17 protein-coding genes and 1 tRNA gene are annotated in these 22,451 nt (G+C 63.3%); 12 read left to right on the top strand and 6 right to left on the bottom strand.

Features of this window, described 5'->3' with window-relative positions; translation table 11 throughout:
- Positions 1-145 precede the first annotated feature (145 nt).
- From TX80_RS07585 to TX80_RS07575, 3 genes are all read right to left on the bottom strand, one after another.
- Positions 146-1,723 (bottom strand): long-chain-fatty-acid--CoA ligase, encoded by a 1,578-nt coding sequence (locus tag TX80_RS07585; RefSeq protein ID WP_049922515.1) that lies wholly within the window; start codon positions 1,721-1,723, stop codon positions 146-148.
- A 111-nt stretch (positions 1,724-1,834) separates the two neighbouring features.
- Complete coding sequence (locus TX80_RS07580; protein WP_049922514.1) at positions 1,835-3,994, bottom strand: TRAP transporter permease; 2,160 nt, start codon at positions 3,992-3,994, stop codon at positions 1,835-1,837.
- Complete coding sequence (locus TX80_RS07575; RefSeq protein WP_049922513.1) at positions 3,994-5,025, bottom strand: TAXI family TRAP transporter solute-binding subunit; 1,032 nt, start codon at positions 5,023-5,025, stop codon at positions 3,994-3,996. The genes TX80_RS07580 and TX80_RS07575 overlap by 1 nt, the downstream gene beginning before the upstream one ends.
- A gap of 254 nt (positions 5,026-5,279) precedes the next feature.
- Between TX80_RS07575 and TX80_RS07570 the strand changes: the two genes are divergently transcribed.
- The 3 genes from TX80_RS07570 to rdfA all read left to right on the top strand — a co-directional run bounded on the left by TX80_RS07570 (position 5,280) and on the right by rdfA (position 8,171).
- Positions 5,280-6,443, top strand: coding sequence for an acyl-CoA dehydrogenase family protein (locus tag TX80_RS07570; RefSeq protein WP_049922512.1), 1,164 nt, complete (start codon positions 5,280-5,282; stop codon positions 6,441-6,443).
- Between the two features lie 109 nt (positions 6,444-6,552).
- Positions 6,553-7,317, top strand: coding sequence for an IclR family transcriptional regulator (locus TX80_RS07565; RefSeq protein ID WP_049922511.1), 765 nt, complete (start codon positions 6,553-6,555; stop codon positions 7,315-7,317).
- 236 nt (positions 7,318-7,553) lie between these two features.
- Positions 7,554-8,171, top strand: a complete 618-nt coding sequence (gene rdfA / locus TX80_RS07560) for a rod-determining factor RdfA (RefSeq protein ID WP_049922510.1) — start codon at positions 7,554-7,556, stop codon at positions 8,169-8,171.
- Between the two features lie 108 nt (positions 8,172-8,279).
- Here rdfA and TX80_RS07555 read toward each other — a convergent pair whose 3' ends face one another.
- Together TX80_RS07555 and TX80_RS07550 are read right to left on the bottom strand one after the other, a co-directional pair.
- Positions 8,280-10,259 carry an archaea-specific SMC-related protein gene (locus tag TX80_RS07555; RefSeq protein ID WP_049922509.1) on the bottom strand — a complete coding sequence of 660 codons (1,980 nt, stop codon included), beginning with the start codon at positions 10,257-10,259 and terminating at the stop codon, positions 8,280-8,282.
- Between the two features lie 234 nt (positions 10,260-10,493).
- Positions 10,494-10,934 (bottom strand): twin-arginine translocation signal domain-containing protein, encoded by a 441-nt coding sequence (locus TX80_RS07550; RefSeq protein WP_154658600.1) that lies wholly within the window; start codon positions 10,932-10,934, stop codon positions 10,494-10,496.
- A 192-nt stretch (positions 10,935-11,126) separates the two neighbouring features.
- Here TX80_RS07550 and TX80_RS07545 point away from each other — a divergent pair, with 192 nt between their 5' ends.
- The 3 genes from TX80_RS07545 (at position 11,127) to TX80_RS07535 (ending at position 13,887) form a co-directional block, all read left to right on the top strand.
- Complete coding sequence (locus tag TX80_RS07545; protein ID WP_049922507.1) at positions 11,127-11,906, top strand: helix-turn-helix transcriptional regulator; 780 nt, start codon at positions 11,127-11,129, stop codon at positions 11,904-11,906.
- 663 nt (positions 11,907-12,569) lie between these two features.
- Positions 12,570-12,989, top strand: coding sequence for a hypothetical protein (locus TX80_RS19700; protein ID WP_394324878.1), 420 nt, complete (start codon positions 12,570-12,572; stop codon positions 12,987-12,989).
- A gap of 136 nt (positions 12,990-13,125) precedes the next feature.
- Positions 13,126-13,887 carry an SDR family NAD(P)-dependent oxidoreductase gene (locus TX80_RS07535; protein WP_049922506.1) on the top strand — a complete coding sequence of 254 codons (762 nt, stop codon included), beginning with the start codon at positions 13,126-13,128 and terminating at the stop codon, positions 13,885-13,887.
- Between the two features lie 8 nt (positions 13,888-13,895).
- Here the strand turns inward: TX80_RS07535 and TX80_RS07530 are convergent, their stop codons facing one another.
- Positions 13,896-14,867 carry a succinylglutamate desuccinylase/aspartoacylase family protein gene (locus TX80_RS07530; RefSeq protein WP_049922505.1) on the bottom strand — a complete coding sequence of 324 codons (972 nt, stop codon included), beginning with the start codon at positions 14,865-14,867 and terminating at the stop codon, positions 13,896-13,898.
- A gap of 144 nt (positions 14,868-15,011) precedes the next feature.
- On the opposite strand from TX80_RS07530, the gene TX80_RS07525 reads away from it, so the two are divergent.
- From TX80_RS07525 to TX80_RS07500, 6 genes are all read left to right on the top strand, one after another.
- Positions 15,012-15,527, top strand: a complete 516-nt coding sequence (locus TX80_RS07525) for a peptidylprolyl isomerase (protein ID WP_049922504.1) — start codon at positions 15,012-15,014, stop codon at positions 15,525-15,527.
- 232 nt (positions 15,528-15,759) lie between these two features.
- Entirely contained in the window at positions 15,760-16,323 is a 564-nt protein-coding gene (locus TX80_RS07520; protein ID WP_049922503.1) for a peptidylprolyl isomerase, read from the top strand.
- Between the two features lie 68 nt (positions 16,324-16,391).
- Entirely contained in the window at positions 16,392-21,350 is a 4,959-nt protein-coding gene (locus tag TX80_RS07515) for a PAS domain-containing protein (RefSeq protein ID WP_049922502.1), read from the top strand.
- Positions 21,351-21,469: 119 nt separating this feature from the next.
- Entirely contained in the window at positions 21,470-21,808 is a 339-nt protein-coding gene (locus TX80_RS07510; RefSeq protein WP_049922501.1) for a ferredoxin, read from the top strand.
- Between the two features lie 78 nt (positions 21,809-21,886).
- Positions 21,887-21,970 (top strand) — tRNA-Leu (locus TX80_RS07505).
- Between the two features lie 238 nt (positions 21,971-22,208).
- Positions 22,209-22,451, top strand: coding sequence for a hypothetical protein (locus tag TX80_RS07500; RefSeq protein ID WP_049922500.1), 243 nt, complete (start codon positions 22,209-22,211; stop codon positions 22,449-22,451).

Here is a 22,451-nt window from a genome sequence, read left to right as displayed (position 1 = left end):
TCGGCGTATGAAAGTAAACGTTGTAAGCTATTTCTTCGATTTAGCTAACGAAATTGTGTGGCGGGCGAAGAGCATCGACCCATCGTCGGACGACCCAGTTCTGACGTTGCTCGAACCGCCGACGCCGGCGGCCCCCGCCTCGTCCTTACTCGTCCTCGTCGCGAATCTTGAACTTCTGGACCTTGCCGGTGGTCGTCCGCGGGAGTTCCTCGACGAACTCCACCTCGCGGGGGTGTTTGTACTCCGCGAGGTTCTCGAGGCAGTACGCCTTGATGTCCGCGGGCGTCGCCTCGGCGTCCGGCGTGGGCACGACGAAGGCCTTGACGGTTTCTCCGCGGCGTTCGTCGGGAACGCCGACGACGGCGGCGTCAGCGATGTCAGGGTGTTCGAAGAGGAGTTCCTCGACTTCCCGCGGGTAGACGTTGTAGCCGCCGGTGACGATCATGTGCTTCTCGCGGTCGACGACGTAGAAGAAGCCGTCCTCGTCCCAGTAACAGATATCGCCGGTGTGGAACCATCGGTTCCCATCATCCTCGGTGAACGCCGCCTCGTTGGCCTCCGGCAGTTCGGAGTAGCCTTTCATCACGTTCGGACCGGAGATGACGAGTTCGCCGGTGATCTCGTGGAGATCGGCCGCCTCCTCGTCGATCGGCCCCTCCTCGACGCGGGGGACCGGGTCGAACTCGTCGTCGACGACCTTCGCGTCGACGCCGTCAAGCGGCGTGCCGATGCTGCCCTTCCGGCGGGCCTCCCCGCGGTTTGCGTGGGTTACCGGGCTGGTCTCCGTGAGGCCGTAGCCCTCGTAGAGTTCGACGCCGTAGAGCTCCTCGAACCGTTCTAAGACCTCGAGCGGCAGGCTCGAGCCGCCGGAGTTGACGAACCGCAGCGCCTCGAACTCGTACGCGTCGGCGTCGGGGTGGTTGATCATGTCGTTGAACATCGCCGGCACGCCGAACATGACGGTCAGGTCCTCGGACTCGATCAGGTCCATCACGGTCTGGGCGTCCCATTCGGGGACGGGGTAGTAGGTACCGCCGCTGTACATCGCCCCGTTCATCACGACGGACATCCCGTAGATGTGAAAGAGCGGGAGCGTTCCGACGAGTCGATCCGACGCCTGGAAGCCCCCGTGTGGGACCTCGGCGTTTGCGTGTGTCGTCCAGTTGATGTTTCGGTGGGTAAGAAGCACGCCCTTCGGCGTGCCCGTCGTTCCCGACGTGTACGGCTGGACGGCGACGTCGTCGTCCGCACGGTCGACGATCTCGTTCGTGTCGTCGGCGAGAAACGCGTCGAAGCCGGTTACGTCGGCCGACGCCTCGCCGTCTGCGGAGTGCGGGCCGACGCTGATGACCTGTTCGACGTCGGTCTCCGCGAGCACGTCGCGGACCTGAGAAACGTTGTCCGAAAGGGAGACGACCGCCTTGGCCCCGCTGTCGCCCAGCAGGTGCCCGATCTCGCGGGCCTTGTACTGGGGGTTCATCGGAACGACGATACCACCGGCCCGAAGCGTCCCGTAAAACGCCGTCACGAACTGCGGCAGGTTGGGGAGATAGATCCCGACGCGGTCGCCCTCGCCGATACCGCGGTTCTCGAGGGCCGCGGCGAACTGGCCGGCTCGGGTCCAGAATTCCTCGTAGGTCAGTTCGGTGTCGTCGTAGACGATCGCGTTCGCGTCCGGTCGCGTTTCGACGGTCTCGACGACCTCCGTCACGAGATTTGTCATGCCTTGTGTAGGAGTGACCGGAACACCACTAAAACGTTGTTACTCGGAAAGTCCATTTATTTCGGTTGTTGGGGGTAACGGGGCGGAAAACGGCCGAAACGGAAGCTACAGTCAGTCGACCGTTGCCGCATCGAGGTCCGGTTGCTCGGCGACCTCGTAGCCGACGACGTATCTGGCGTGGCCCAATGCGGCGACGACGAGCGCCGCCGCGACGACCTGCAGTCCGACGTGGACGACCGACCCGAACATCGCACACAGCGAGGCGACGGCGTAGAGACCGCGGACGGGAACCGAGAGGTCGCGGGCACCGTCGAAGCCGACCGTGGCGACGATCAGGCCGACGGTACCGGCCATGACGACGGGGAACGCGAGCAGCGTCTCCCCGGACCAGTAGATGAGACTGTTGTTCGCGACGAAGGCGTACGGGATGACGAACCCGGGTGCGCCGAGTCGCAGCGACTGGACGCACGATCGGATGAAACTCGCCCCCGCGATCCGTGAACCGATCGCGACCGAAATCGCGACCGGCGGCGTGATCGCCGACAGCATCGCGAAATAGAACACGAACATGTGCATCGTAATATCCGGGACGCCCATCTCGGTGACCGGTTTGGCGACCAGCACGGCAACGAGGATGTACGCCGCGGGCGTCGGCATTCCGAGTCCGAACAGAATGCTGGCGAGCATCGCGAGGAACAACACGACGAACAGGCCGCCGCCGATTCCCAACAGGGAGATATCGCCCATTCCGATGAGGGTCGTCGCGACACGGGCCGTCAATCCGGTTCCCTCGACGAGTTCGATGATCACACCCATCGCCGCGAGAACGCCGACGAGCGGGGCCATCTCGACACCCCCCTGTTTGAACCCGTCGAACGTCTGTTTGGTCGTCTCGAGGAGGTTCCGAACGATCGCTTCGACCGTGACGTTCTCTTTGCCGGCTCCGTCCCGTTCGTCGTCACCGATGGCGAAGACGTGAACGAGGAGGTTTCGAACGTACATCACGCCGATGATCGCAAATATCGTGTACATTCCGGCCGTAAACGGCGTGTACCGGAGGTACACGAGCGTAATAAGGAGGACGGCCATCGGCACCGCAAAGTGGATCCCGCCGAGGAGGAGCCGCCAGTCGAACCGCGACAGGTCGCTCGAGATCCAGCCGAACTTGAGGATCGTAAAGTGAACGGCGAGACAGACGCTGAAGTAAAACAGCGCCGCCGGAATCACGCCGGCCTTGACGATCGCCAGGTACGGGACATCGAGGATATCGGCCATCAGGAACGCCGCGACGCCCATCACGGGCGGCAACATCTGGCCACCCGCGGAGGCGACCGCCTCGATCGAGGCGGCTACGTCGTCGCGGACGCCCTGATCCTTGATCATCGGAATCGTGAAGCTCCCGGTCGTGGCGGTGTTTGCCGCCGCGCTGCCGGTGATCGACCCCATGATCATACTCGAGATGACGGCGATCTGGACGACGCCGGTCCGGAGGCTCCGACCGAGTTCCTGCCCGACCTCGCGGACGAACTCCATCAGTCCGTACGTCTTGGCGATGCCGGCGAACATGATGAAGATCGCGACCCACCGCGAGCCGACGTCCATGAGCGTGCCGTGATAAACGCCGCTAATACTCACGGCCCCGTTTTCGGCGATCTGCGTCCAACTCATCCCCGAATGCCGGAAGACACCGAACAGGTTGCTTCCGACCATCGAATGGGCGTAAACGATCGAAAGGACCGCAACGGCTGCGATGACGACCCCGAACGCCCTGCGAGTGGCGTCGATCGCCAGCGCGATCAGGACCGCACCGACGAGGTGGTCGGTCGTGGTATAGCCGACGATAAACGCGTCACCTTCGAGGCGGCCGAAGTTCGTGTAGACGTAGCCCGTCGCCGCGATCGCCGCGACGGCCAATCCGATGGCGACGTACGGGTCGATCGTCGCGTAGCCCCGCCGTGCCCGCTCGAGGACCGTCGGCGACACCGGAAGCGGGCTGTCAGGCTGTGTGTCGTCGACTTCCGTCGGCAGACGGTCCTGTGCGTAATCGAGGTAGTACAGCGCGATCCCCAGTCCGAAAAAGAGGATCATGTACAGTTCGACTCGTTTGATCCACTGTGGCTCGGCGATCACCCTCGCGAAGGGCCACCCGTACACGAGGGAAACGGCGTACACGAGGGTAAAGAGGGTCAGTGCGACCCCGAGCAGGTAGACGACGCAGTCGAGGCCACGAAGCGGCAGGCATCGGTCGAATCGTCGGCTGGTCTGTGACATTACTCCGACTCGTCAGCGCGTTCGAACTCGTCGTTCCAGATGCCGATCTCCTCGTAGAAGTCCGCCGCAGCCGGGTGGAACGGGACGTCGTCGTACATGTTTTTCACCCAGAACGATTCGTCCTCGAAGGTTCCGAGGAGCGCGTGATAGTCCGCGAGGTCCGCTCGCTGTTCGTGCAGCGACTCGAGGAACGTGTAGACGGTATCGTACTCGAGGTCGGCACGGGCGACGAAGTTGTACGCGAACGTCGGGGCGGGGATCTCTCCCGGCGTCTCCGCGCCTTCGATCCGTCCGGTATCGACCGTCTGTGAGAGCAGCCGCTCGTCGTCCGACCACGCCTGTGCGGTCGAATCCTCGACGTCGAGGACGCGGAGATCGACCGAACTCACGATTTCCTGGAGCCAGCTCGGGACGGCACCGAAGTTCATCAGCGTTCCGACGCCGACGTCGAGCTGGTTTTCGTTCAACGAACTACTCTGGTTCGGGTACGTGACGCTGACGCGTTCGTAGTCGTCGGTGGCGTACTCGAGGGCGCGTTCGAGGGCGGGGGCCGTCCCGGAGCCGCTGGGCGTCGGCGACACCGCCGTCCCGGAATCGATGTCCGACAGCGTCTCGAGGGACGAACTATCGGTGATGAAAAACCAGGGCAGGTCGTAGTAGTGGAAGACCTGCGCCATCTCGAACTCCAGTTCTCCGAAGGGGTCGTTGCCCTGTTGGACGTCGTAGGCGGACCAGTTCTGGACGTAGACCATCTCGGCCTCCTCCTTGCTGAGCGCACCGATGTTGGCTTCGGTTCCCTGACTCGTCTGTGCCTCGACGAAGAGGTCGTCGGACTGATCGTTGACCGCACTCGCCAGCCCCTGGTTCGCCGTGTAGGCCGTCGTGCTCGAGGTCGACGTTCGCATCCGTACGGTGGTCTGGCTACTCTCGTCGGAACAGCCGGCTAACATCGTCGTCGTCCCGACGCCGGCCGCAGCGAGGAATGCTCGTCGCGTCGTTCGGCTGGAGATGGAGTTGTGTCCGCTCGCCATGGCAATTCGATTCATACTTATCAATTATAATACTTCCGCTACCACACGAAACTACCGCTAAACAAGCCCAAGTATTCGAATATAGCTATACTTAATTAATGAGATGTTAACTGTTTTAGTTACTGAGAATCACCGATGGTTTCTATTATATTACAGGTTAATATATATTGGCGTCGTGTCATGACCGAGATTTATGTCCAACGGATAACATCACGGATCGCAATGCCTATTGCCTCGTTGGCAAAGTATACCGTATGCTGGATTTCGTTCAGCTCGAGGCAGACCTCGACCAGGAAGAGCGGCTGATCCGAGACACCGCCCGGGAGTTCGTCGAAGACCACGTCAAGCCGGACATCGGCGACCACTTCGAGAACGGGACGTTCCCGACGGAGCTTATCCCGAAGATGGGGGAACTCGGGTTTTACGCGCCGAACCTCGAAGGGTACGGCTCGCCGAACGTCTCCGAGACGGCCTACGGGCTGTTGATGCAGGAACTCGAGGCGGGCGACTCGGGGTTGCGGTCGATGGCGTCCGTGCAGGGAGCGCTCGTCATGTACCCGATCCACGCCTTCGGGAGCGAGGAACAGAAATCGGAGTGGCTCCCGAAGCTCGGCGAAGGCGAGGCCGTCGGCTGCTTCGGTCTCACCGAACCCGAACACGGCTCGAACCCGTCGGGGATGGAAACCACCGCCGAACGCGACGGCGAGGGCTACGTCCTGAACGGATCGAAAACGTGGATCACGAACTCCCCGATCGCCGACGTCGCGGTCGTCTGGGCGCGGGACCGATCGGCCGATGACGATCCCGTCCGCGGATTCCTCGTCGAGACCGACCGCGACGGCGTCACGACCAACAAGATCACCGAGAAGCTCTCGCTTCGGGCCTCGATCACGGGTGAGATCGGCCTGAACGACGTCTACGTCCCCGAGGAGAACGTCCTGCCGGGCGTCTCCGGAATGAAGGGGCCGCTGTCCTGTCTCACGCAGGCCCGGTACGGTATCGCGTGGGGTGCCGTCGGTGCGGCACGGGACTGCTTCGAGGAGGCCCGTCAGTACGCGACGGACCGAGAACAGTTCGGCGGCCCGATCGGTCGGTTCCAGCTCCAACAGCAGAAACTCGCGGAGATGGCGACCCAGATCACGCTCGGCCAGCTGCTTGCCTACCGGCTCGCCGAACTCAAAGAGCGCGGCGATATGCGTCCACAGCACGTCTCGATGTCGAAACGAAACAACGTCCGGATGGCCCGAGAGCAGTCGAAGGTCGCCCGCGAGATGCTCGGCGGCAACGGGATCACGACCGACTACTCGCCGATGCGACACATGACGAACATGGAAACGGTCTACACCTACGAGGGAACCCACGACATCCACACGCTGATCCTCGGCGAGGACCTGACGGGCATCCCGGCCTACCAGTAACGCGCTCGAGCACCGATTTTCCGTCCGCCGAATCGACTGGCGTTTCATATAGTAAGGATTCCGTTCCGCTACCCGGAACATTAATTGCTACACCGTCGAACACCCCGATATGAACACGGACCGAACCGAGGGGGACGAACCGGGTGTCTCGACGACCCGCAAGACGTTCAGGCTCCTCGAGGCGCTCCGAGACGAGGACGGCATCTCGATCACGGAGCTGACGCGACGGACGGGACTGACGAAAAGCACCGTCTACCGGCATCTCAAGACCCTTACCGACCTCGGCTACGTGATCGAACGGGACGACCGCTACTACATCGGCTACCGATTCCTCGAGATCAGCGAACAGGCTCGAAGCCGAAAAACGGGGTACACGGTCGCGAAACGGAAGGTGTTCGAACTCGGTCAGGAAACCGACGAGCGGGCGGTGTTTATCGCCGAAGAAGACGACGAGGCCGTCTACCTCCACCGATACGGGAGCCTCTCGGAAACGATGATCGGAAAGCGCCGGCCGCTACACTCGCTTGCGGCCGGCAAAGCGATTCTCGCGGCCTGGGACGACGAGCGGGTTGCCGACTTCGTCGACCGGAACGGCCTCGAGTCGATCACGGACCGGACGATCACCGATCCGGAGGCCCTCGCTGCGGAACTCGAGACGATTCGCGAACGCGGATACGCGGTGAACAACCAGGAACACATGGACGGGCTACGGGGCGTCGCCGTCCCGGTGTACACGCCAGAGGACGAACTCCTCGGGGCGCTCAGCGTGTTCGGACCGACGAGCCGACTGAAAGACGAGTACGTACACGAGAAACTCCCGAGCCTGCTCCAGGACAAGGCGGGTGAAATCAAGGTGACGCTGGCGTACCGGTAACGGACCGGCGACCGACACAGTCCGGAGGAGTTCCGAACCGGGTTTCGGTACTCCTGTCGGGGGGCGTTCCACTATGTGAAACAATTCGTCGAGCGGCGGAGACGAACGGTCGAGAGAGAAACGCCTACACGTCGCCGTTTCACATTACGGACGGCGGTGTTCCCCAGTACGCGGCCCCCGCGACCGGGAACCGCTGACCGAAACTCCTTTCGGCAGTTCCCGGGAAAGGGCAGTCGATGGCCGATCGAACACAGGGGCGAGGGCCGACGCCGAAAGTCGCACGCCTCATCGAAAAGTACGGTCTCGAGGGAACCGGCGACGACCTCGAGGCCCGGTGGACCCGTCCCGAGAACCGCGAGAGTCTCCGGAGTCTCGCCGATTCGTTCAACGAGCGACTGCTCCGTGCCGCCCTCGCCGACGCCGGGATCGATACGATCTCGGAGGACGTCTCCCACCTGTACGCGGTGCTCACCGGCGAAACGGGAAGCCGTGGCGAGCGGACGCAGGTCGAGCGCCGACTCGAGCGACAGGGCGTCGACGTCGACAGCCTCACCGAGGAGTTCGTCTCGTATGGGGCGATCAGAACGTACCTCACCAGCTACCGGGGCGTCTCCCCGCCGACCGAAACCGACGAGATGGATCGGGAATCGACGGCCCGGACCATCGAACGATTGCGCCAGCGGACGGTCTCGGTCACCGAGAGCAAACTCGATGCCCTCCGGGACGACGACCGCCTGCAACTCGGTCCCCACCGCGTCCTCGCGGACGTGCAGGTCCTCTGTGAGCGGTGTGGGAAACAGTACGACGTCGCGGAACTCCTCGAGTCGGGCGAGTGTGAGTGTTTCGAGCCGTAACCGGCGTCGGGAACGCCGTTCCCGGAAGAACTCGGTCACGTGGTGCTGGTACCAAAACCCGTAACAGAAGTACTGCTGTTATGGGTTTCTGTCCCCAATAACGTGCCGCTAGATCTCGGCGATGCGATCGTGTTCGTCGTCGATGGCTGCGGCGTCCTCCGGGAGCAAGGCGACCACGAGGAAGTCCGTATACTCCCGGAAGTACTCGACGAGGGCCGCGATACGGTTTGAGTCGAGAGCCTCGAGCGAGTCGAGAAGCATGAACGGGACGACGTCGTACACTTCGTGGACGAGATAACCGGCGAGCGCGAAGATCAGCCCCGTTACCTCGCGTTCGCTTTCGCTCAGGTGGTTGATGGTATCCTCGTAGGTCCGTCCGTCCTCGGTGCTGCGGACGATATGCAGGTCAAACGTCGTTCGTTCGACCGTCCGGCGGCCCTCACGGACCGTCTCCCCGACGCGTTCGATCCAGATACGATCGATGTTCTCGTACTCGAGCACCTCGAGAACGGCGTCCATGTGGTCGTTGAACGATTCGACGGCTTGCCGTTCGAGTCGGTCGATCCGCGTCCGGAGCTCCTCGAGTTCCTCGCGGATCTCCTCGCGTCGGTCCCGCAACTGCGGTTCGTCTTCGAGTGCCGCCTCGATCTCCTCGATCTCGTCGGTGGTCGCTTCGAGGTCGCGTTCGAGTCGGCCCAGCGAGAACTCGAGTTCGTTCGCCCGGCGGTTGAGATCGAGCAAGCTCTCCTCGTCGTGGGAGTCGGACTGGTCGGTGTCGGACTCGAGGGCTTCGGCTTCGGCCTCGAGCGTCTCGATCTCGTCCTCGAGTTCCTCGCGGCGGTCGGTCAGTTCCTCGAGACGGGTTTCCCGGCGCTGGATCTCCGCAGTAACGTCCGCTAGCCGTTCGTCGACGCGTTCGCGTTGCGTTCGCGTCCGTTCGATCTCGCGCCGTTCGTCCCGTAGCGATTCGATCCGTTCCTCGAGTTCGTCGCGTTCGCTCAGCTTGGTCTCCTGGTGTTCGCGCAGTCGCTCGATCGTGCGTTCGATCTCCGACCGCTGTACCTCGCTCCCGCAGGTCCAACAGCGGACGGTCGCTTCGTCCTCGAGCAGTCGGTCGGTCACCGGGCCGTCGGCCGATTCGGATTCCGCGTCGGCGAGGAGTTCCCGTATTTCGGGATGGGACCCCTCGAGCATCTCCTCGTTGAACTGGACGATGCTCTGGAGTTGGCTCACCACGCCGTCGATCGACTGCGACCGGCGCTGGAGCCGATCGATCTCGGCGTCGATCTCCTCGCGATCAAGCGACCCGGCGTCCGGCAGCGCCGCCTGCTCCTCACGGAGTTCGTCCCGCTCCTCTCGCAGCGCAGCGAGGCTTTCGCGCTCGGTCTCGAGATCGAACCGGACGTCCTCGAGCGTCGATCGACGCTCGCGGAGTTCGGTCAGTTTCTCCTCGAGTTCGTCCTGATCGTCCCGTCGGGTTTCGATATCCGATTCGGCGGCTTCGATTTCGGCTTTGACGTCCTCGAGTTCCGCCCGCTTTTCCTGGATTCTGGTCTCGAGGTCGGACCGTTCCTGCTCGAGCGCCGGCAGGTCGTTTTTGAGCGACTCGAGACGGTCGAGTTCGTCGGTTATCTCGTCTTTTTCGGCCGTAAGCCGGGTGATCTCGGCTTCGATTTCGTCGGTATCGACCGGCCGGAGGATGATCTCGCGGAGGTCGTCCTCCGTCGTGACGGCCCGCCGTGCGGGGTTCGACTCGAGCAGAAACGCAAAGAGGTCCGCCAGCTCCGGATCGTCGAGGAACGGCTCGCCGTCGGCGACGACGGTGTCGCCGGTCCGGTGTAGCCGACGGGTGTACGTCTCGTCCCCGAGTTCGAGTTCGGCGTACCCCTCTTCGGCGTCGGCCTTGAGCGACGCGGATTCACCGCCGAGCGCGGCCATAAACGCCTGGAGCAGCGACGTCCGGTTCGTCGCGTTTCGGCCCGCGAGAACGGTAATCCCCGGCTCGAGTTCGACCGTCGTCTCGTCGATGCCGCCGATGTTTCGTGCCCGTAACTGGGCCTCTCGGGCAGCTGTCTCCTGTGTAGCCATTGTTCGAATAACACCCTAAACGAGTGATAAACCTTTGGAGTATCACGGCACGATACCGCGAATAGAACGGATAGTTCCCAGCAGCGAATCCCGAATCGCTGCGTTTTCGCTCGAATCGGTGCTCGAGGAGCTAACGGGATTCGGGCGACGAACATGCCGTCGCTCGACCGACCAGCGTCGTGACTCTCTCGGAGTTCGTTAGCTCGTCCTCATTCAGCGGACGGCTGGTTACCCCTAGAGGGGTGAAACTGTAAGGCTTCCCGAGATCGAACTGCTGTTTCCGGACAGGTTCCCGACCGTAACGTACGCATCGCTTTCAGCAATACTCGTGGGTGCCGTCGCGGTATAGTTACCCGGTCCGGAGACGGTCTTGACGTAATAGCTATCGGATCCCGCATCGTAGACGCCGATCTCAACTTCGACTTCGGGCGAATAGTCGAGTTCGCATTCGTAACTCGTTCCAAAGCTGATGGCCGGCGAATCGACGTTATGATAAGAGCCGGGAGCGAGGTCCGTATAGTCGCTCGTAACCGGCCAGGATTGGTGTGCCGTCGCCTCGTCACTTGCGTCTTGGACTTCGGAAGCGGCCATCCCGGACCCGGTAGCGAGAGCCCCGATCCCAACGGTGGTTGCTGCACTCTTCGACAGGAACGAACGCCGTGTCTGGTGTGACATGGCAACCGGTACGTCTCCACGGAGTGAATTTACTCTACTCACTCGGAAAACCGCGAACCGTTCGAACCCGTACGAAGAGTAACCACCCCCTTCCGAACGGTCGCCGGGAGACCCGAACGAAAAGATAAACATCGACCACAATATTGTTAATTTTAGTTAATAATAAGTCCCAGGAGGTGGGCATGCCTCCGTATGACTTTCCACCGAACTGACCTAACCAGACTCATTGAACAACGACACGCCTATCTGCAAGCGATTGCGACAACGCCACAGTCGAAACAGGACCTCACCGATACGCTTGAGACGCCGCGTTCGACGCTTGACGATATCGTTCGGGAACTCGAGACGGCCGATCTCGTGGAGTATCGGGACGGCAAATGGCACGCTACCGTTCTCGGACAGATCGCTCTCGAGATGTACGTCGACTACAACGATCGGATCGAACGGTTGCTCGAAGCCGCCCCGATCATCGAGCAGTTACCCACCGATACACCGGTTGGAAGTTCGTTTCTCGTCGGTGCGGACGTCTACGTCGCCTCGAACGCGATTCCCGACGAAGTGATCAGGGTCTTTCTGGAGGCCGTCGAATCGGCGAACTGGATCCGGTGTCTCACACCGCTTGTGTTATCCGGGTACGTCGAGGAGTTCTACCAGTCCGCGACGGCCGGCGAGGACTACCGACTCGACATCGTTCTTCCGGTAGACGTCTATAAGCGAGTGCACGACCTACACCCGGAACAGGCGGCCAAAACGATAGACGACGAACGAATCGAATTCTATAGTGGAGCGGTGCCGGTGACCTTTTCGTTGTGGATCGCGGACGACGACCACGCGGGAATTATCGTCTACGCCAACAACGGGATCCAAGGGATTTTGATAAATGACACGGCGGACGCGCTCACGTGGGCGATCGAACAGTACGACCGCATAAAGGAGGATGCAGAGCCGCTCGTTACCCACGAACACGTTTGAGAAGGGCCGTTCGACCGAGTGTATACGACCTCGAAGCACATCCTCGAGCATGGCCGGAACCCTATCGTGAGTACGCTCGATCGTCCCGGTTCACGGGGCGGGACGCGGGTTTGCGACCACCGTGCGATGCGTGCAAGCGTGGAGGGTCGGAAGTGCCACGTCGGCACAGCGATTCAGCAAGGTCGCTCGTAACTGTGGAAACGGGACGGTCCTCTCTCGAGGAGGTGAGACCGGATCGATACTGGTCGCGGCGAACGACGACGGATGGAACAGTTCGAGAATGAAACATCATTCCCCAGCTATTACCAGCTAGAAGTAATTTGTAATATATTTCGAGTGATAGGATTAGTAGCTCCGAAAAGAAGCCGGCGGTGCAGTGATCGTCCGTATTTACCGGTGGATAACAGCAAACCTCGTCGGGCCACCTCTCCGTCGTCTTCGAATCGGGTTCGAACACGAGTCGGTGGCATTAGCGCGTGATCTTACCAGATATCCTAGATGGTATATATCTGATTTTTAGAAATAATGATCCTACCTCGAGTGGATCGGATCAAGCCAGTTTCCAGCCGTTATCTGCCCCTCATAGAGATCATATACATCAGAACGAAGCGGATGTGGTCGTCGGCTATTATTTATATATTGAAGTTATCTAATCGTGGAACGATGGTCCGAATCCACCCGTCGCGACGAACCGTACTGCAAACGCTTGGAGCGCTCAGCGTTGCGATAACCGCCGGTCCAGTAACCGCTGTGGATCGGAGCGAGCGCGACCACAACGCCACGGCGGAACCCCAGCCTCGCCCGTCCGATCGGGCGGGGCTCGCGGTCGACTGCGAACAGGTTCCGGAGGGCGCGAATCGGTACGTAGCGACCGTCGACCGGATCGTCGACGGGGAGCACGTCGTACTCCTGCTCGAAGCGGACGGGAGAGTGGTCGATCAACTCGTCGTTTCGAGATCCGAGTTCGACACGATCGAAGAAGGCGATATCCTGGTCGTCATCGTCGACGACGACGAGCTCCTCGCGTATCGGATCCTTCCGGAACGGCCGCCGGAACTGACGGATCGCCACGCCTGCCCCTGACGGGCAGCCCGCCATCGGTCGACCGCCCGCCGGCTGGATAACATTGTTAACCACGAGTGGAAGCGTCGAAACGAACGCTGTGTAACCCGAATGAATAATGAACGAATTTATATAGTGTCCGCACGATGACGTATCTATGCGACTCGAAGACAAGACTGTAGTTATCACGGGTGCAGCGTCGGGCATCGGTCGAGAAACGGCCGAACGGTGTGCGGAGGAGGGTGCACACGTCATCGTCACGGACGTCGATAGCGACGGCGGTCACACGGTCGCCGAGACGATCGCGGAAGCCGGCGGCGACGCAAGCTTTTACGATCTCGACGTCACCGACAGCGACCGGTTCCACGACGTCGTCGACACTGTCGCTGACGACCACGGACTCGACGTCCTGGTCAACAACGCCGGAACCGGACATCCGGGGGGCAGTCTCGAGGATATCGACGACTCGGTCCGTGACTTCGTCATCGACGTCAACCTCAAGGGCGTCTGGAACGGCTGTCACGCCGCGTTGCCCCACATGAAAGCCCAGGAACACGGCTCGATCGTCAACGTCGGCTCGCTGGCGAGCATCCTCGGGTTGCCAAAGCAGGCGGCGTACTCGACGACCAAAGCCGCCGTACTGAACCTGACGCGAACGGTCGCTGCCGAGGCCGGTCCCCACGGCGTTCGCGCCAACGCCGTCTGTCCCGGGTTTACCGAAACGCAGCTGTTGGACCGGTATCTCGAGAGTCAGGCGGATCCCGATGCGGCCCGTGCGGAGATGGTCGAACAGTACCCGCTCAAACGCCTCGCGGAGCCGGAAGAGATCGCAAACGCGATCCTGTTTCTGGCAAGCGACGAGGCGTCGTTCGTCAGCGGCCACGGACTGGTCGTCGACGGCGGGTTCTCGACCTGTTGAGGGACCACTCAGTCCTCACGGACTAACGCGATGCTGGCGAGTTGGTCGCCCGCGATCACGGTAGCTTCCCGCGTGAGCGCATAGAGGACGCCGTCGCGGTCGGCCGCCGCCTCCTGTCGCGGCTCGTAGCTGGCGGGGTCGTAGACCGTCCCGATCGCCGTCCCCTCAGGGACGAACTGCCCCAGTTCGAGGCCGGGTTCCGGACGGAAGAGCCCGGACTGACTGGCGGTGACCTGTCCGAGGTGGTTTCGGGCGACAGTTCGGTCACGATCGGGAACGTCGCCGGGGAGCATCTCGAGGGCCCGCAGGACGGAACACAGTCCGTCGACGCCGTCCTCGACGACGTCCTCGAGGATCTGCTTGTTGTGTGCGAGTTCCGGCGTGATCGACGGGATGTCCTCCTCCGCGGCGGCAACCCGGAGCTTGCCGGCGAAGCCGCGCCGATGCCACTCCTCGGGGGCATCCTCGCCGGCTTCTTCTGACAGGAGGAGGTCGGTCCCGAACGCTTCCGCGAGGTCGCGGGAACGATCGTCCCCCTCGCGGTAGACCACGTGTGGGAGCATGTCGGGACTCCCCGTGTGGAGATCGACGATGGCGTCGGCCTGACTGATGATCTCCCAGAGACGGGCCGCCATTCGTTGATGGAGGCTTCCCGACGGGTCACCCGGCCAGACCCGGTTCATGTTCGGATTGACGCTGTCGAACTCCTCGGGGGTGATATAGGAGACCAGATCGAACGTCAGCGGATTCGCAACCGGAACGGCAAGCACTGTTCCCGACAGCGAATCCAGCGGAAGGCGGTCGTGAAACCGACGGAGGACTTCCGCCCCGTTCACCTCTCGGCCGTGCTGGGCCGCCTGAACGTAAAGGGTCGGCCCGTCGTCCACACCGCGGTAGGTATGAACCGTGGTCGTCAGCGCCACGCCGGAGGGCAACCGTGCGAGGGTGATTTCCTCCGCCGAATGGGTCCCGGCGGTCATGGTTCGCCGTTCGATCTCCGTGGGTATGTAGCTGCGGAAACATCAATCAGGATTGCTTTTCGGCCGGCCACGGTCGCCGAGTGCGGGTCACGAGCCGGCCGCGAGACCACTATCGTTTTCAGGCGTCCCCTCGTCGCGGAACGTATGGGCAACCTTACCGCAACCCTGCACACGAGCGAGGGCGACATCGAGGTCGAACTCTACGACGAGCGCGCACCGCGGACCGTCGAGAACTTCGTCGGGCTGGCAACCGGCGAGAAGAGCTGGACCGACCCGGAAACCGGCGAGGAGGTCGACGGCGAGCCGCTGTACGACGACGTCGCCTTCCACCGCGTTATCGAGGACTTCATGATTCAGGGTGGCGATCCGACCGAGACGGGTCGGGGCGGTCCCGGCTACCAGTTCGACGACGAGTTCCACCCCGAACTGCGCCACGACGACGAGGGGATCCTCTCGATGGCCAACTCCGGCCCCGACACCAACGGCTCGCAGTTTTTCATCACGCTCGACGCCCAGCCGCACCTCGACGACCGCCACGCCGTCTTCGGCACGGTGACCGACGGGATGGACGTCGTCCACGAGATCGGCAGCGTCGAGACAGACGCCAACGACCGCCCCAAGGAGGACGTCCTCCTCGAGTCGGTCACTATTCACGACTGATCGCGCGGCGGTTCATCCCCGGCGAGGGTTCCAGCCGCCGATTCCGTGCCACGCAGCGGTTCGAACGCTTCCTGTTGTCGTGATCCGATAGCCACACGCACTGGCCGATAGCGTTATTTCGTCGCTCCGACCACGTGAGACTATTACACGAAATCGACGACCGCTGCTTGCAGCCGCCGCCTCGGGCCTCGGACTCGGGCTTGCCGGCTGTACGAGCAGCGACGACACGGACGTGCAACGCCCCGACGACGATCAGTCGGGGGACGACTCGAGCGACGGTGACGGTCCCCTGACGGCGGTCCTGCACACGAGCAAGGGCGACATCGAGGTCGAACTCTACGACGAGCGCGCACCGCGGACCGTCGAGAACTTCGTCGGGCTGGCAACCGGCGAGAAGAGCTGGACCGACCCGGAAACCGGCGAGGAGGTCGACGGCGAGCCGCTGTACGACGACGTCGCCTTCCACCGCGTTATCGAGGGGTTCATGATCCAGACCGGCGACCCGACCGGGACCGGTCGGGGCGGTCCCGGCTACCAGTTCGACGACGAGTTCCACCCCGAACTGCGCCACGACGACGAGGGGATCCTCTCGATGGCCAACTCCGGCCCCGACACCAACGGCTCGCAGTTTTTCATCACGCTCGAGGCGCAACCGCACCTCGACGACCGCCACGCCGTCTTCGGTACGGTGACCGACGGGATGGACATCGTCCACGAGATCGGCAGCGTCGAGACAGACGCTAACGACCGCCCCAAGGAAGACGTCCTCCTCGAGTCGGTTTCCGTCGCCGGGTAGGGTCGACGGGACGGAAGCTCCGATCCGGCCGAGACGTTTTACGCGTCGCGGTGCTGTCTCCGGGTGACATGGGATCGTCGTCACCCGATACGGAACGTTCCACCCGAGTCTCCGAGCAGGAGGCCCTCGCGGAACTGAGTCAGCAGGCGCTGGACACGGACGATCTCGACCGGTTGGTAGACGACGCGGCAGCGACCGTTACCGAGACGTTGCGCGCCGAGTACTGCGCCGTACTCGAGGTCACCCCGAGCGGGGACGCCGCTGTTTTCGGCGCGGGACTCGGCTGGCGATCGGATCTCCGCGGAACGACGGTTCCGACGACCGAGGACACACAGATTGGGGCACCACTCCGTGCTGACGGCGCGGTGATCGTCGACGGTATCAGCACCGAACCGCGGTTGTCCGTCCCCGAGTTCCTCCTCGAGCACGACGTCACCAGCGGCATCGGCGTCCGAATCGGCCCGTCGGACGACCCGTGGGGCGTGCTCGGAGTGTACACGTCCGAGCAGCGGACCTTTACCGAGTCCGACGCGGCGTTTCTCCGAAGCGTCACGAACGTCCTCGCCTCGGCGATCGAACGCGTTCGGACACGGACCGAACTCGAGGAACCGTACGGCCGGATATCGGACGCCTTCTTCGCGATCGACGAGGAGTGGCAGTTTACGCACCTCAACGAGCGTGCCCGGGCGCTGCTCAGCCCCGACGGCCGACAGCTGGTCGGGACGAACGTCTGGGACGCGTTCCCCGAGGCGATCGGTCGGAAGTTCAAGCCGAAGTACGAGCGCGCGATGGCCGAACAGGAGACCGTCTCGTTCGAGGAGTACTACCCGGAGCCACTCGACGCGTGGTTCGAGGTCCATGCCTATCCGTCGCCGACCGGGCTCTCCGTCTACTTTCGCGACATCAGCGAGCGCGGGGAGCGAGAACGGGAACTGCGGCGAAAGGAACGTCGCTTCGAAGCGGTCTTCGAGGACCCGAACATCCTCGTCGGGCTGCTCGATCCCGACGGGACCGTCCGGGACATCAACCGAACGGCGTTGGAGTACATCGATTCGGATCTGTCGGCAGTGACCGACATCCCCTTCTGGGAAACGCCGTGGTGGAGGAGCGACGACGACATCCGGTCCGATGTCAGGGAGTGGGTCGAGCGTGCGGCCGCCGGCGAGTACGTGGATTTCGAGGCCGATCTCACTCGGCCGAGCGGCGAGCGATACACGATCGAGGGCGTCTTCAGACCTGTTACCGACGAGGACGGCGAGGTCGTCTCGATCATCGTTTCGGACCGTGACGTGACCGAACGAAAGGCACACGAGCGGGCGCTCGAAGAACGCGAACGGCAACTGTCGACGCTGATGGACAACGTCCCCGGAATGGTCTATCGCTGTCGCAACGCTCGAGGGTGGCCGATGGAGTTCGTCAGCGACGCCTGTGCTGACGTGACCGGCTACGAACCGACGGCGCTCGAGCGCGGCGAGGTCGTGTGGGGCGAGGACGTCGTGGTCGAGGCGGATCGCGAGATGGTCTGGGAGACGGTCCAGCAGGACGCGGCCGACGGCGGGACGTTCTCGACGACCTACCGGATCGAGACCGCCGACGGGGACCGACGATGGGTCAGGGATTACGGCCGGGGCATCCTCGAGGACGGCGACCTCGTCGCGGTCGAGGGGATCATCGCCGACGTCACCGAGCGCAAACGGCTGGCGGCCGAACTCGAGGAGTCCGAGCGGCGCTATCGGACGCTGGTCGAACAGTTCCCCAACGGTGCCGTCGCCCTCGTCGACCGGAACCTCCGGTACCGGACCGTCGGCGGCAATCCGCTGGACGTCGCCGACGTGACGGCCGACGAAATCGAGGGAAAACCGGTCGAGCAAGCCATCCCGTCGGCGTTGGCCGACGAGCTCGTCCCGCGTTACGAGGCCGCACTCGAGGGGGAATCCAGCACGTTCGAGACGGAACTCAACGGTCGGGTCTACCGGTTTCACGTCGTTCCGGTCCGGAACGACGACGGGAACGTCTCCGCTGCGCTGGGGATGTCACAGGACATCACCGAGCGAACGGAGCGAAAGCGTCGGCTCGAGCGGTCCGAACAGCGCTATCGGACCCTCACCGAGCACTTTCCGAACGGGATCGTGACCCTGTTCGACCACGAACTCCGGTACGAGCTGGCGGCCGGCCGGGCGTTCGACGACATCCCCGTCGAGCCGGAAACCCTCGAAGGGCGATACTTCAGGGAGGTCTGGGACGAGGAAACCGCCGACGCGCTACAGCCGGCGTTCGAGGCCGCGCTGGACGGCAGGGAACGGTCGATCGAACTCGAGTACGCCGGGCGGGAGTGGGTCTTTCACGCGGTCCCGATCACCGACGAGCGCGGCGACGTGTTCGCCGGCATGACGATGGCCCAGGACATCACCGAACGAAAGGAGTACGAGCGGTACCTGCGCGACGCCAAGTCCCAACTGGAGGCGGCGACCGAGGCCGGTGCCGTCGGAACGTGGGAGTGGGACGTTCAAACGGACGAGATGGTCGTCGGCCAGTCGTTTGCCAGGACGTTCGGGGTCGAACCGGCGGCCGCACGCGAGGGCGTCTCGCTCGACCGGTTCATTTCGGCGATCCACGAGGCCGACCGCGAACGGGTCGTCGCGGAGATCGAAGCGGCCGTCGAATCGGGCGGCGACTACGAAGCGGAGTACCGCGTTCGAAACGCCGACGGTGAGATCAGATGGGTCGTCGCTCGCGGCCGCGTCGAGTGCGACGCGGACGGAACTCCGGTCACGTTCCCCGGCGCGCTCACCGACATCACGGAGCGGAAACGCGCCGAACTACAGCTACAGCGGAACAACGAACAACTGGAGACGCTGTTCGAGATCCTCCCGGTCGGCGTCGTGGTCGCGGACGCGGACGGACGGCTCGTCGAGGCCAACGACACTGCCACCGAGATCTGGGGCGGAGACGTGTTCGACGCCGAATCCATCGCGGAGTACGAACAGTACCCGGCCGTGTGGGCGGACTCAGGCGAGCCGGTCGAGCCCGAGGAGTGGACGATGGCTCGCGTGCTCGAGGGTGAGGAGGTCACCGATCCCGACGTCTTCGAGATCGAAACCGTCGACGGTAAGCGCCGGATCATCCAGGTCGAGGGGATGCCGGTCCGGGACGAAACCGGGACGGTGACCCGTGGCGTCGTGACGATCACGGACATCACCGAGCGACGGAACAACCAGCGAAAGCTCGCCGAGAGCGAGCAGCGTTACCGGACGCTGGTCGAACACTTCCCCAACGGTGCGGTGGGCCTGTTCGACGACGACCTACGGTACCAGGTCGTCGGCGGCGCGGCGTTCGACGACATCGAGACGACCACATCGTCGATCGTCGGCAAGACCGTCCGAGAACGGTATCCGGAGCCGCTGGCCGACCAGCTAGAACCGAAGTTCAGGGCGGCCCTCGAGGGCGAGGCGAACGCCTTCGAGATCGCGTTCCACGGCCGGGACTGGATGGCGTATACGGTTCCCGTGACGGACGACGGGGGTGAGATCTTCGGCGGCATGATCCTGGTGCAAGACGTCACCGAACAGAAAGAGCGGGAACGCAAACTGCGCGAGCGAGAGCGGCGGCTCAAACGATACAAGGAGTACACCGACGACGTTCTCGACGCCATCGACGACGTGTTCTACGTCATCGACGAGGAGGGGACGATCCAGCGGTGGAACCGGAGTCTGAACGAGGTGACGGGGTATACGGACGCCGAAATCGACTCGATGAACCCCGCTGCGTTCTTCGACGATGACGACTGGGAGACGGTCGTCGCCGCCGTTCGGGAAGGGTTCGAGACCGGCTCGGTCACCGTCGAACTGGAACTTCACCCCAAAGACGGCGAGCCGATCCCCGTCGAGTTCGCCGCATCGACGCTCGAGGACCCGTGGGGGAACACGGTACTGGCCGGAATCGGACGCGATGTCACGGAACGAGTCGAACGCCAGCGTGCGCTCGAGGAATCCGAACGGCGATACCGAACGCTAACCCAGCACTTCCCGAACGGGGCCGTCGGCGTCTACGACCACGATCTCACGTACACGCTGACCGAGGGGGCCGAACTCGGCGAGACGCTACCTCCTGCGGATCGACTCGAGGGGAATCGACTGCCGGCGGTCTTTCCGGAGGAAACGGTCGCGGATCTGGAGCCGCTGTTTCGCGCCGCCGTCGAGGACGGCGAGACCGGCAGCGTCGAAACGACGTTCGCCGGCCGGGACTGGCGCGTGTGGGCGACGCCGCTTCGCGACGCCGACGGCGATATTTTCGCCGGGCTGAGCTTCACCCAGGACGTCACGGAACGGCGGGAGTACGAGCGCAAACTCGAGGAATCCAACGAGCGATTGGAGCAGTTCGCGTACGCCGCCTCCCACGACTTGCAGGAGCCGCTCCGGATGATCACAAGCTACCTCCAGCTTCTCGAAAGCCGGTACGGCGACGCGTTCGACGAGGACGGCGAGGAGTTCCTCGCGTTCGCTATCGACGGCGCAGACCGGATGCGAGACATGATCGACGGCCTGCTCGAGTACTCGCGCGTGGAAACGCGTGGCGAGCCGTTCGAGCCGGTGGATCTGAACGCCGTCTTCGAGAGCGTCCTCGCGGACCTCCAGTTCCGGATCGAGGAGAGCAACGCCGAGATCACGGCCGCGCAACTCCCGCGTGTGACCGGCGATCGGAGCCAGATACGACAGGTCCTGCAGAACCTCGTGAGCAACGCGATTACGTACAGCGGCGACGAACCGCCGCGCGTTCACGTCGGCGCAGAACGACGGGGTTCGGAGTGGGTGATCTCGGTCCGGGACGAGGGCATCGGTATCGATCCGGCCGATCACGAGCGGGTGTTTTCCATCTTCGATCGGCTCCACAGCCACGCGGAATACGACGGAACCGGGATCGGACTGGCGCTCTGTGAGCGCATCGTCGAACGCCACGGCGGCGAGATCTGGGTCGAGTCCGAACCCGGCGAGGGATCGACGTTCTCGATTACGCTTCCCGCCGCGTAACGACGCCCCTCGACGCCGGCGGCCCGTCGCTGTGTATTGCGGCGACACCAGTCCGCTCGAGCCACCGCCGGGGTCGGCCAACCGTAACGGGAAAGACGACGCAGTCGAACCACTACGCAATGAGCGACGACGGTATCCAGCGCGCGAGCGACGTCGGGTCGGCCGACGCGCCACCGATCGACGAGAAACCCTACAAGATCATCTTCGAGGCCAACAAGTGCTTCGGCGCGGGCAAGTGCGCCGAGGTCAGCGACAACTGGGAGATGTCCATCGCCTCCGGGATGGCCCAGCCAGAGGAGTACTTCATCGACGAGGACGACCTCGAGCACAACGTTCGCGCGGCGGAGATCTGCCCGGCGAAGAAAGACGACGGCTGCATCCACGTCGTCGATCGCCGCACCGACGAGGAGATCGCGCCGGATCCACACGGCGACGGGACGTTGAGCGTCGACTGGTAACGCCTCGAGCGGTCGATCGCCCGCGACACACCGAAACGCACATCCCGGGTCGGGAACAACCATAGACTGCGCTTTTGCGCGAGGGTAGCCAAGCAGGCCAACGGCGGTGGGCTTAAGACCCGCTCCCGTAGGGGTCCTTGGGTTCAAATCCCAACCCTCGCACTCGTCACGAACGATTCGTGAGTAACGAGTGCGCGACGCGGGATTTGAACGAGAGCAGCCACAGTCCGGAACACGAGCGACGCGAGTGCCCGGAACGTCTGGACGTGGTTCAAATCCCACTCCTCGCATGTCGCCGCGACCAACCCAAGCGGCCGGTCCGGGAGCCGAGCCACGCGGGAGTGACCGGCCGGAACCTGCAGGTCCAATCGTTTCAGCGGTTCGAGACGAACTGCAGGTGATGAGTGGGCCGAAGCCGGAGCGATCACGGATCGCCACGAACCGGATGGCGGTCGCAATCGTCGTCGGATCGATCGTGGTGGCGGTCGCGCTCGCGGGCCTGTACTGGAGCGGGGCGCTCGAGGCGTTCGTTCCGGATCGCGGCCCGGCGGCGGACGCAGTCCCGTTGTATCTCCTTCTCGCCGGGCTTTCGGTGGCGCTCGTTCTCTGGAGTTGGAAACGGGTGCTCTCGCTGCTTGCGTGA

Source organism: Halopiger djelfimassiliensis, assembly GCF_000455365.1.
GTDB classification, from domain to species: domain Archaea; phylum Halobacteriota; class Halobacteria; order Halobacteriales; family Natrialbaceae; genus Halopiger_B; species Halopiger_B djelfimassiliensis.
This window is presented reverse-complemented; position numbering and strand designations above follow the sequence as displayed.

What these genes read in the sequence shown, in the direction of transcription:
- TX80_RS07585 (WP_049922515.1), bottom strand. Translation starts at nt 1,723, where the DNA reads ATGACAAATCTCGTGACGGAGGTCGTCGAGACCGTCGAAACGCGACCG.
- TX80_RS07580 (WP_049922514.1), bottom strand. Translation starts at nt 3,994, where the DNA reads ATGTCACAGACCAGCCGACGATTCGACCGATGCCTGCCGCTTCGTGGC.
- TX80_RS07575 (WP_049922513.1), bottom strand. Translation starts at nt 5,025, where the DNA reads ATGGCGAGCGGACACAACTCCATCTCCAGCCGAACGACGCGACGAGCA.
- TX80_RS07570 (WP_049922512.1), top strand. Translation starts at nt 5,280, where the DNA reads ATGCTGGATTTCGTTCAGCTCGAGGCAGACCTCGACCAGGAAGAGCGG.
- TX80_RS07565 (WP_049922511.1), top strand. Translation starts at nt 6,553, where the DNA reads ATGAACACGGACCGAACCGAGGGGGACGAACCGGGTGTCTCGACGACC.
- rdfA (WP_049922510.1), top strand. Translation starts at nt 7,554, where the DNA reads ATGGCCGATCGAACACAGGGGCGAGGGCCGACGCCGAAAGTCGCACGC.
- TX80_RS07555 (WP_049922509.1), bottom strand. Translation starts at nt 10,259, where the DNA reads ATGGCTACACAGGAGACAGCTGCCCGAGAGGCCCAGTTACGGGCACGA.
- TX80_RS07550 (WP_154658600.1), bottom strand. Translation starts at nt 10,934, where the DNA reads ATGTCACACCAGACACGGCGTTCGTTCCTGTCGAAGAGTGCAGCAACC.
- TX80_RS07545 (WP_049922507.1), top strand. Translation starts at nt 11,127, where the DNA reads ATGACTTTCCACCGAACTGACCTAACCAGACTCATTGAACAACGACAC.
- TX80_RS19700 (WP_394324878.1), top strand. Translation starts at nt 12,570, where the DNA reads ATGGTCCGAATCCACCCGTCGCGACGAACCGTACTGCAAACGCTTGGA.
- TX80_RS07535 (WP_049922506.1), top strand. Translation starts at nt 13,126, where the DNA reads ATGCGACTCGAAGACAAGACTGTAGTTATCACGGGTGCAGCGTCGGGC.
- TX80_RS07530 (WP_049922505.1), bottom strand. Translation starts at nt 14,867, where the DNA reads ATGACCGCCGGGACCCATTCGGCGGAGGAAATCACCCTCGCACGGTTG.
- TX80_RS07525 (WP_049922504.1), top strand. Translation starts at nt 15,012, where the DNA reads ATGGGCAACCTTACCGCAACCCTGCACACGAGCGAGGGCGACATCGAG.
- TX80_RS07515 (WP_049922502.1), top strand. Translation starts at nt 16,392, where the DNA reads ATGGGATCGTCGTCACCCGATACGGAACGTTCCACCCGAGTCTCCGAG.
- TX80_RS07510 (WP_049922501.1), top strand. Translation starts at nt 21,470, where the DNA reads ATGAGCGACGACGGTATCCAGCGCGCGAGCGACGTCGGGTCGGCCGAC.
- TX80_RS07500 (WP_049922500.1), top strand. Translation starts at nt 22,209, where the DNA reads ATGAGTGGGCCGAAGCCGGAGCGATCACGGATCGCCACGAACCGGATG.